This is a genomic window from Streptococcus oralis (assembly GCF_001075875.1).
Taxonomy (GTDB): Bacteria; Bacillota; Bacilli; order Lactobacillales; family Streptococcaceae; genus Streptococcus; species Streptococcus oralis_I.
Map to the genome: position 1 here is coordinate 1 of NZ_JUOS01000155.1, position 10,457 is coordinate 10,457.

8 protein-coding genes are annotated in these 10,457 nt (G+C 37.7%); all 8 read left to right on the forward strand.

Features of this window, described 5'->3' with window-relative positions; genetic code table 11:
- Window positions 1-164: 164 nt before the first annotated feature.
- The 8 genes from ADM33_RS08560 to ADM33_RS08595 all read left to right on the forward strand — a co-directional run bounded on the left by ADM33_RS08560 (window position 165) and on the right by ADM33_RS08595 (window position 10,269).
- Window positions 165-1,652, forward strand: coding sequence for an oligosaccharide flippase family protein (locus tag ADM33_RS08560; RefSeq protein WP_049504528.1), 1,488 nt, complete (start codon window positions 165-167; stop codon window positions 1,650-1,652).
- 9 nt (window positions 1,653-1,661) lie between these two features.
- Window positions 1,662-2,465, forward strand: coding sequence for a LicD family protein (locus ADM33_RS08565; RefSeq protein ID WP_049504530.1), 804 nt, complete (start codon window positions 1,662-1,664; stop codon window positions 2,463-2,465).
- On the forward strand, window positions 2,466-3,272 hold the full coding sequence (locus tag ADM33_RS08570) for a LicD family protein (protein WP_049504531.1): 807 nt from the start codon (window positions 2,466-2,468) through the stop codon (window positions 3,270-3,272).
- A 68-nt stretch (window positions 3,273-3,340) separates the two neighbouring features.
- Window positions 3,341-5,857 (forward strand): MBL fold metallo-hydrolase, encoded by a 2,517-nt coding sequence (locus tag ADM33_RS08575; protein WP_049504532.1) that lies wholly within the window; start codon window positions 3,341-3,343, stop codon window positions 5,855-5,857.
- A gap of 295 nt (window positions 5,858-6,152) precedes the next feature.
- Window positions 6,153-7,248, forward strand: a protein-coding gene (gene prfB, locus ADM33_RS08580; protein WP_152906829.1) for a peptide chain release factor 2 whose coding sequence is annotated in 2 segments (ribosomal slippage) — window positions 6,153-6,224 and window positions 6,226-7,248 — 1,095 coding nt in all. Because the reading frame shifts where the segments join, the coding sequence is not laid out codon by codon here.
- A 15-nt stretch (window positions 7,249-7,263) separates the two neighbouring features.
- A complete protein-coding gene (ftsE, locus tag ADM33_RS08585; RefSeq protein ID WP_049504535.1) occupies window positions 7,264-7,956 on the forward strand; it encodes a cell division ATP-binding protein FtsE in 693 nt (230 codons plus the stop codon).
- Window positions 7,949-8,875, forward strand: a complete 927-nt coding sequence (gene ftsX, locus ADM33_RS08590; protein WP_049504537.1) for a permease-like cell division protein FtsX — start codon at window positions 7,949-7,951, stop codon at window positions 8,873-8,875. The genes ftsE and ftsX overlap by 8 nt, the downstream gene beginning before the upstream one ends.
- Window positions 8,876-9,114: 239 nt before the next feature.
- Window positions 9,115-10,269: an MFS transporter gene (locus ADM33_RS08595; RefSeq protein WP_049504538.1), complete on the forward strand. Its 1,155-nt coding sequence runs from the start codon at window positions 9,115-9,117 to the stop codon at window positions 10,267-10,269.
- Window positions 10,270-10,457 lie beyond the last annotated feature (188 nt).

The window sequence follows — 10,457 nt, forward strand, 5'->3', positions numbered from 1 at the left end:
CTGTACTTGAGTACGGCAAGGCGACGTTGACGAGGTTTGAATTTGATTTTCGAAGAGTATAAGATTTCGCCAGGGAGGACAAACATGGCTTGAGGAACAGATTTCCCAGTCAAATAGGTTTTTTAACTAACTTTATGATATAATAAATCAACGAGGTAAATTGAATGAAAAGTATAAAATTAAATGCCCTGGCTTATATGGGGATTCGTGTTTTAAATATTATTTTCCCAATTTTGACGGGTACCTATGTTGCGCGTGTTCTAGATCGAACAGACTATGGTTATTTCAACTCTGTTGATACCATCCTGTCTTTTTTCTTGCCCTTTGCAACCTATGGAGTCTATAATTACGGACTTCGAGCTATTAGTAATGTAAAAGATAATAAGAAGGAATTAAATAAAGTCTTTTCAAGTCTTTTTTATTTGTGTGTAGCTTGTACGATTGTTACAAGTGCCGTCTATCTTTTATCGTATCCTTTATTCTTTAATAGTAATCCTGTTATCAAAAAGATTTTTTTGGTAATGGGTGTTCAACTCATTGCACAAATATTCTCGATTGAATGGGTGAATGAAGCTCTTGAAAATTATAGTTTTTTATTTTATAAAACAGCCTTCATCCGTATTCTCATGTTGGTATCCATCTTCATGTTTGTAAAAAATGAGCATGATATTGTTATCTATACACTGATTATGAGTCTTTCAACTCTGATCAATTATCTCATTAGTTATTTTTGGATTAAAAGAGATATCCAGTTTGTTAAGGTTTCTTTGGAAGAATTTAAACCTCTCTTTCTTCCTCTGACGGCCATGCTGATCTTTGCCAATGCCAATATGTTATTCACCTTCCTTGATCGTCTCTTTTTGGTAAAAACCGGAGTTGATGTAAATGTCAGTTATTATACGATGGCACAACGGATTGTAACGGTTATCGCAGGTGTTGTTACAGGTGCGATTGGAGTCAGTGTTCCTCGCTTGAGCTACTATCTAGGTATTGGAAAAAAAGAAGAGTATGTAAATTTGGTGAATCGAGGAAGTCGCATTTTCAACTTCTTCATCATTCCACTTAGTTTTGGATTGATGATTTTAGGGCCAAATGCAATCCTTTTGTATGGTAGTGAGAAGTATATTGGTGGTGGCATCTTAACATCCCTCTTTGCTTTTCGCACGATTATTCTTGCCCTAGATACTATTCTAGGCTCTCAAATTCTCTTTACAAATGGATTTGAAAAAAGAATTACAGTTTATACCTTATTTGCTGGTGGACTAAACCTAGTTCTTGATAGTCTCCTCTACTTTAATAATATTATTACACCGGAGTATTATTTGATTACGACGATGTTATCGGAAAGTTTTCTCCTAATACTTTACATTATCTTTATTCATAAGACCAAGCTCATTAATCTAGGACATATCTTCAAATATACGGTGCGTTATTCTCTTTTCGCTTTGACATTTGTTCCGATCTACTTTTTAGTTAATCTTGTTTATCCGGTCAAAATGGTTATCAACCTACCTTTCTTGATCAATATGGTGATCATCATGGTCTTATCAGCTCTTAGCTACATTGGTTTGCTCGTTTGGACCAAAGATAGTATCTTTTATGAATTTTTAGGTCATGTCATCTCGCTCAAAAAACGTATTAAAAAATCTTAGGAGGAATAGATGAGAAGATTAAGTATCGAAGAGGCTAAACAAATTGAACTTGATATTTTAGCTTTTATTGACTCGTTTTGTAAAAAGCATGATATTGATTATTTTATCAATTATGGCACCTTGATTGGAGCTATTCGTCACAAGGGTTTTATCCCCTGGGATGATGATATAGACCTCTCTATGACACGTGAAAACTACGAACGTTTTATCCAGTTATTTCATCAAGAACAATCGAAATATAAAATTTTATCTTTGGAAACTGATGATCACTACTATAATAATTTTATAAAGATTGTAGATTCGACAACGAGAATAGTGGATACACGAAATACAAAAACTTATGATTCTGGAATTTTCATTGATATTTTTCCAATGGATTCTTTCGACGATACTAAAGTTATCGATGTGTGCTATAAGTTGGAAAGTTTTAAATTATTATCCTTCAGTAAGCACAAGAATATTGTTTATGGAGATAGTAAATTAAAAGACTTGATTCGTTCCTTCTTCTGGTTTATACTTCGTCCTATTTCTCCCCGTTATTTCGCGAGTCAAATTGAACAGCAAATTCAAAAGTATAGGGTAAAAGATGGTAAATATATCGCTTTTATTCCATCAAAGTTTAAGGAAAAAGAAGTCTTTGCCAAAGAAGTATTTGAAGATTTGGTTGAAGTTCCTTTTGAACATTTATTGCTTTCAGCACCGAAACAATACGATGCTATTTTGAAGCAGTATTATGGTGATTATATGACTCTTCCACCAAAAGAAAAACAGTTTTATAGTCACGAATTTGAAGCCTATAAATTGGAGGATTAAATGCAGTACTTAGAAAAAAATGAGATTAAAGAAATTCAACTAGGTATTTTGGACTATGTTGATGAAATTTGTAAAAAAAATGACATTCCTTATTTCCTTAGCTATGGAACCATGTTGGGAGCTGTTCGTCATAAGGGAATGATTCCTTGGGATGATGATATCGATATTTCACTGTATAGAAAAGACTATGAGCGTCTATTAAAAGCGATTGAGGAAGACCAACATCCTGTATATCGAGTTCTTTCCTACGATACCTCTTCATGGTATTTCCATAATTTTGCAGCTATTTTAGATACAACAACAGTTATTGAAGATAACGTAAAATACAAGCGTCATGATACAAGTTTGTTCATTGATGTCTTTCCGATTGATCAATTTTCAGATTTGAGCATCGTTGACAAGAGCTATAAATATGTTGCCTTGCGTCAGCTTGCCTATATCAAAAAAGAACGTGCGGTTCACGGAGATAGCAAATTAAAAGATTTCCTTCGCTTGTGTACTTGGTATCCTCTTAGACTAGTTAATCCGAGATATTTCTATAAGAAAATAGATGAGTTAGTTAAAAATAGTGTGACAGACAATCCTACTTATGAAGGAGCCATTGGAGTTGGAAAAGAAAAAATGAAAGAAGTCTTTCCAGCAGGAACCCTTAAAGAACTGATTTTAACAGAGTTTGAAGGTCGAATGGTACCTATTCCAAAGAATTACGATATTTTTTTAACCCAGATGTATGGGGATTACATGACTCCGCCATCAAAAGAAATGCAGGAGTGGTATAGCCATAGTATAAAGGCTTATCGAAAGTAAGAGTTTAAACTTTTACAAATAGAAAAGTTAACAGAATATTCAATTAAATAAAGGGAAATATAATTTATATGAAAAATTTAAAAATAAAAAATATACTATTATACAGTTGTCTTCTATATACCTTAGTGATACTATCTTTATCGAAACCAGCTTTTGCTGATACTATTTCTACTGGTGGAGGTAATAGGATCCATTTTATTAATTTGAAATCAAAGTCAGGAAGTGATGCTATCCTCTTGGAAAGCAATGGACATTTTGGTTTAATTGATATGGGTGAAGACTATGATTTTCCAGATGGAAGTAATCCACTCTATCCAGATCGTTGGGGAATTAGTAGGGAGAATGAAGATACAATTGAGGACAGACTTTTCCGCCATTTAAAACAAGTTGGTGTTAAAAAATTAGATTTTGTTTTAGGAACCCATGTTCATAGTGATCATATTGGTACTGCAGATGAAGTTTTAAAACGTTACTCTGTTGACAGATTTTATCTCAAAAAATATTCAGACGAACGTATTACAACACAGTGGAGATTGTGGGATAATCTCTATAATTATGATAATGCAGTGAGAACAGCTCTAGAACGTGGTGTAACTCTTATTCAAGATATTTCTGATCAGGATAGTCATTTTAAATTGGGTGATATGGATATCCAACTATACAATTATAAAAATGAGTATGGTCCTGATGGGAATTTAAAAAGAGTCTATGATGATAACTCTAACTCAATTGTTGCTGTGGTGAATGTAGCTGGTAAGAAAATCTATCTAGGTGGAGACTTAGATAATGATCAGGGGGCTGAAGATAGATTAGGTCCTGTAATTGGTAAAGTAGATATGATGAAATGGAATCATCATTATGATGCCACGATTTCAAACACAGTTAACTTTATTGAAAATTTGTCACCTAGCATAGTTGTTCAAACAAGTGGAGCAGATATCAATCGTCAATCAACAACTAATTTGCTTCGAGAAAAAAATATACAAATTATCAAGGCTTATAGTAAAACCAAAGATGCGACAGTATTTGATATCAGCGATAGTGGTTTTTCAAATGTATCAGACTCTTTCCCTGATATTCCTACAGTATCAGAAAAGTGGTATAAGGAAGATGGCTACTGGAAATATCGTCTATCTGATGATCAAATGGCTATTGGTTGGAAAAAAATTAATGGGGTTTACTATTTCTTTAATGGACAAGGCCAAATGCAGGCTGATAGATGGCTTCATCTGAAAGATTCTAAAGAAAAAATAGATGGAAACTGGTATTATCTCAACAACGATGGAAGTATGCAGGTATCAGGTTGGTTTAAGCATGATGGGACTTGGTACTATATCACATGGTCTGGTGCTAGAACATACAATGAACTAGCTGAAATAGGTGACAAAAAGTACCTATTTGATAAAGATGGTAAAATGCTTACTGGCTCACAAGTCTTTAATGGTAAGAAAATGTTCTTTGCAAGTAGTGGGGAATTACAGTCAGATGGGACAGGCTCTGGATGGCAAAAAATTGAATCAAACTGGTACTACTTTGATGAAGAAGGAAAACAAATAGTTGGTAAAAAGGAAATCAATGGAGTAACCTACTACTTTGATAATAAGGGAGTTATGCAAACAGGTTGGGCCTTGATTGAAGGTCAGTGGAACTATTTTGCAAGTTCCGGAGCGATGAAAACAGGCTGGATCAAGGATAAAGATACTTGGTATTACTTGGATAAAGAAGGTGTTATGCAAACTGGCCTACAAGAGATTGAAGGAACTCGTTATTATCTAAATGCAAGTGGAGCCATGCAAACAGGTTGGAAGTGGTTCGATAATCATTATAGCTACTTCACAAGTAGTGGAGCGATGAAGACAGGCTGGTTAAAAGACAAGGAACTTTGGTACTATCTAGATAAAGAAGGTATCATGCAAACTGGCCTACAAGAAATTGAAGGTGCTCGCTATTATCTAAATGCAAGTGGGGCTATGCAAACAGGTTGGAAATGGTTTGATAATCATTATAGTTACTTCACAAGTAGTGGAGCAATGAAGACAGGCTGGCTCAAAGAAAACGATCTTTGGTATTATCTAGATAAAGAAGGTATCATGCAAACTGGCCTACAAGAAATTGAAGGTACTCGCTATTATCTCAATGCAAGTGGAGCTATGCAGACCGGCTGGAAATGGCTGGACAATCATTACTACTACTTTGCAACTAGCGGAGCTATGAAGACAGGTTGGTTCAAAGATAAGGACACATGGTACTATCTAGACAAGGAAGGCATCATGCTAACAGGTCTTCAAGAGATTGATGGCTCTCGTTATTATCTCAATACTAGCGGCGCAATGGAGACTGGTTGGAAACAGTTGAATGGCAACTGGTACTATTTCCAAGCTGATGGTTCGCTTCTAAGAAATGGGACAACACCTGATGGCTACAAGGTCAATCAAGATGGTATTTGGAGCTTAAATCCTGTAAAAGAGGACGAAGTTCAGGGAAATCAAGCAGATCCTAAGAAGGATTCTGATAAGCCGGTAGATAAGGAAGAAAAATCAGCAGATGCCCAAGAAACTTCGACTTTGAAGGCAGATAAAGAATAAGTGCTTTCTACCTCATACTAAGTTTTTGAGAAAGTTCCCTATGTGCTAGTATTTCAGTCATTACCTAGCTTTCTCATGAAATAGTATTTATATACATCTCAAAGAATCGATCAATGTTTTTAGAATGAGAATATTGATCAGCTTTGGGATGTTTTTTGATTCTTTACCCCTAAATTGTTGAAAAAATTCTCTTAGTCTTCAAATCGAAATATTTTGATAAGAAATTTTAAAAAACACCGATTAGATAAATAAGAAAAATTATGGTATAATAAAACGATACAAAAAAGGAGTATATATGGACATTTCAGAAATCCGTCAAAAAATTGACGCCAATCGTGAAAAATTAGCTTCTTTTAGGGGGTCTCTTTGACCTCGAAGGGTTAGAAGAAGAAATTGCCATTTTGGAAAACAAAATGACAGAACCTGATTTTTGGAACGATAATATTGCGGCCCAAAAAACGTCGCAAGAATTAAATGAACTAAAAAATACCTACAATACCTTCCATACCATGGAAGAGTTGCAGGATGAGGTTGCAATCTTACTAGACTTTTTAGCAGAGGATGAGTCTGTTAAGGATGAGTTGGTGGAGAAGTTAGCTGAGCTAGATCAGATGATGACTAGCTACGAGATGACCTTGCTCTTATCAGAGCCTTATGATCATAATAATGCTATTTTAGAGATTCACCCAGGATCTGGTGGAACAGAAGCCCAAGACTGGGGCGATATGCTCCTTCGTATGTACACTCGTTATGGTAACGCTAAAGGCTTTAAGGTTGAAGTCTTGGACTATCAAGCTGGTGATGAAGCAGGAATTAAGTCGGTGACCTTGTCTTTTGAAGGGCCAAATGCTTATGGACTTCTCAAGTCAGAAATGGGAGTTCACCGTTTGGTACGTATCTCACCATTTGACTCAGCTAAGCGTCGTCACACCTCGTTTACTTCTGTAGAAGTTATGCCAGAGTTGGATGATACTATTGAAGTTGACATCCGAGAAGATGATATCAAGATGGATACTTTCCGCTCGGGTGGAGCAGGTGGACAAAACGTCAACAAGGTTTCAACAGGTGTCCGCTTGACCCACATTCCAACAGGGATTGTTGTTGCATCGACTGTTGACCGTACTCAGTATGGAAACCGTGACCGTGCGATGAAGATGCTTCAGTCAAAACTCTATCAGATGGAGCAGGAAAAGAAAGCTGCGGAGGTAGATGCCCTTAAGGGGGATAAGAAAGAAATTACATGGGGAAGCCAAATCCGTTCCTACGTATTTACCCCTTATACCATGGTGAAGGATCACCGTACCAGTTTTGAAGTTGCGCAGGTAGATAAGGTCATGGATGGAGACTTAGATGGTTTCATCGATGCCTATCTAAAATGGCGTATTAGTTAAAAGAAAGGAAGTCACATGTCGATCATTGAAATGAGAGATGTTGTCAAAAAGTATGACAACGGGACAACAGCCCTACGTGGCGTCTCTGTAAATATTGAACCAGGAGAGTTTGCCTATATCGTAGGTCCTTCAGGTGCAGGTAAGTCAACCTTTATCCGTGCCTTGTATCGTGAGGTTAAAGTTGAAAAAGGAAGTTTGCAGGTTGCAGGTTTTAATCTTGTTAAGATTAAAAAGAGAGAGATCCCGCTTTTGCGTAGAAACGTAGGCGTCGTCTTTCAGGATTACAAACTCTTGCCAAAGAAAACTGTTTATGAGAACATTGCTTACGCAATGGAGGTTGTCGGTGAAAGCCGTCGCAATATCAAAAAACGTGTTATGGAAGTTTTGGATCTTGTCGGCTTGAAGCATAAGGTTCGTTCATTCCCTAATGAATTATCAGGTGGTGAGCAACAACGTATCGCCATTGCTCGCGCTATTGTAAACAATCCTAAGGTATTGATTGCCGACGAACCAACAGGTAACTTGGACCCGGACAACTCATGGGAAATCATGAACCTCTTGGAGCGCATCAATCTCCAAGGTACGACTGTTTTGATGGCGACTCACAATAGCCAAATCGTAAATACCTTGCGCCACCGTGTCATTGCCATCGAGAATGGTCGTGTGGTTCGTGACGAAGCGAAAGGAGAGTACGGATACGATGATTAGTAGATTTTTCCGTCACCTATTCGAAGCTTTAAAGAGTTTAAAGCGTAATGGGTGGATGACCATTGCTGCTGTCAGTTCAGTAATGATTACCTTGACCTTGGTTGCAATTTTTGCCTCAGTTATCTTTAATACTGCAAAATTGGCAACGGATATCGAAAACAACGTCCGCGTCATGGTTTATGTCCGTAAGGATGTTGAAGACAATAGTGAAACCATTGTCAAAGAGGGCCAAACAGTTACAAACAATGATTACCACAAGGTTTACGATGCCCTCAAGGCTATGCCAGCTGTTAAAAGTGTAACCTTCTCAAGTAAAGAAGAGCAGTACCAAAAGCTGACTGAAACCATGGGTGACGAGTGGAAGGTTTTTGAAGGAGATGCCAATCCTCTTCATGATGCCTACATCGTAGATACCAATTCACCAAGTGATGTAAAACCAGTAGCTGAAGAAGCTAAGAAAATCGAAGGAGTTTCTGAGGTTCAAGACGGTGGTGCCAATACGGAACGTCTCTTCAAGTTGGCTTCCTTCATCCGTGTTTGGGGATTGTTCATTGCAGGACTCTTGATTTTCATCGCGGTCTTCTTGATCTCAAATACCATTCGTATCACTATCATTTCACGTAGTCGTGAAATCCAAATCATGCGTTTGGTTGGTGCTAAAAACAGCTACATCCGTGGCCCATTCTTGCTAGAAGGTGCCTTTATTGGTTTGTTGGGAGCAGCTCTTCCATCAGTTCTGGTTTACTTTATCTATAACCGAGTATTCCAATCTGTCAACCCATCCTTGGTTGGACAAAACCTATCCTTGATTACCCCAGATACCTTTATTCCACTGATGATCGGTCTTTTGTTCCTCATTGGAATCTGTATCGGTTCACTTGGTTCAGGAATCTCAATGCGCCGATTCTTGAAAATCTAAGTAAGATAGTGTACTAAAATCTATAAAAGTAGGATACCATCGAGGCTTCTCCGAGTCTGATGGTCCTACTTTTTATGTTGAACTTATAAAGCAGTTGCTTGCCAATTTTTGGGAAACAGTGTATGATAGGAAAGGACCTTTTTGCTAAAAGAGTGATAGGGACTAGATGAAAGATATCTTTTATCTCTACAGTAATATCTAGCTCTTTTGACTTAACATAAATAATGAATGAGGATAAAATGAAACAATTTTTGGAAAAAGTGAGTATACTTTCCCTGTCGTTAGTATTGATCACATCATTTTCAATATCGAGTGCCCTACCAGCCATGTTTGACTATTATCAGGGCTATTCGACTGGTCAGGTCGAGCTTTTGGTCAGCCTTCCATCCTTTGGGATTATGGCCATGCTCCTCTTAAATGGTGTTCTTGAGCGTATTTTCCCTGAACGCCTCCAGTTGACCTTGGGACTTTTGATTTTGTCAATCAGCGGAACAGCTCCCTTCTGGTATCAGGGTTACTTCTTTGTCTTTGCCACTCGTCTTCTCTTTGGGATTGGTGTGGGGATGCTAAACGCCAAGGCTATTTCGATCATCAGTGAACGGTACCATGGCAAAACTCGTATCCAGATGCTTGGTTTTCGTGGGTCAGCTGAGGTAGTGGGAGCCTCTATCTTGACTCTGGCAGTTGGTCAACTCTTGACCTTTGGATGGACTGCAACCTTCTTAGCCTATGCAGCAGGTTTAGTGGTTCTTGTTCTCTTCCTTCTCTTTGTCCCTTATAACAAAGAAGAAGTTCATGAGTCCAAGCAAAAGACAGAAGAAGTAGCGAAACTAACTCGCTCCATGAAACAGTTTATTTTCTTTCTAGCTGTTGGTGCTGCAGTCATTGTATGTACCAATACAGCTATTACCTTCCGTATTCCTAGTCTCATGATTGAGGCAGGCTTTGGAGATGCTCAATTGTCTAGTCTGGTACTCAGTGCCATGCAGTTGATTGGGATTCTGGCGGGAATTAGCTTTTCTTTTCTCATCTCTGCCTTTAAGGAAAAACTTCTATTGGTTGCGGGTGTCACCTTTGGTATTGGGCAAATCATCATTGCTCTCTCCCCTTCACTCTGGGTGGTCGTTGCAGGTTCGGTCTTAGGAGGATTTGCCTATAGCATTGCCCTTACGACAGTCTTTCAATTGATATCTGAAAGAATCCCAGCAAAACTCCTCAACAAAGCAACTTCCTATGCTGTTTTGGGATGTAGTTTTGGTGCCTCCTTAACACCTTTTGTTCTTTCAGGAATTGGCTTAGTAACAACGAATGGTCGAATGACCTTTATCATTCTAGGAGCATGGATGATTGCGACATCAGTCCTTGTTTCTCTCCTATTGAAAAAAGAAGCTTAACAAAAAGAGGTTGAGAAAAAATCTTTACAATCAGAAAAACGCATACTATCAGGTGTTGAAAAACCTTGATACTATGCGTTTTATTTTTTTCATTTTCTGATAATACTCTTCGAAAATCTCTTCAAACTGCGTCAACGTCGCCTTGCCGTATATATGTTACTGACTTCGTCAGTTCTATCCACAACCTC